Source organism: Pseudomonas sp. SIMBA_041 (genome assembly GCF_046535095.1).
GTDB lineage: Bacteria > Pseudomonadota > Gammaproteobacteria > Pseudomonadales > Pseudomonadaceae > Aquipseudomonas > Aquipseudomonas mucoides.
Genome location: NZ_JAWRXJ010000624.1, coordinates 1 through 253, shown reverse-complemented (window position 1 = coordinate 253; position 253 = coordinate 1). Strand labels below are relative to the sequence as shown.

The window sequence follows — 253 nt, the reverse complement described above, 5'->3', positions numbered from 1 at the left end:
CGATGAAGATCTTGACGGTCCCACCGGATTTCTCGTCCGGCACGCCGATCGCCGCGCACTGCAGCACGCCCGGCAGCGAGGCCAGTACGTCTTCCAGCTCATTGGGATAGACGTTGAAACCGGAGACCAGAATCATGTCCTTCTTGCGGTCGACGATGCGGATGTAGCCATTGGGCTGGATCAGCGCGATATCACCGGTCTTCAGCCAGCCTTCGCTGTTGAGGACTTCATCGGTGGCATCCTGGCGCTGCCA

General features: G+C 60.1%; 1 protein-coding gene. It reads right to left on the bottom strand.

What is annotated here, in order from left to right; translation table 11 throughout:
* On the bottom strand, positions 1 to 253 hold a 253-nt coding region (locus tag SB725_RS32600; protein ID WP_410923625.1), incomplete at both ends, for an AMP-binding enzyme.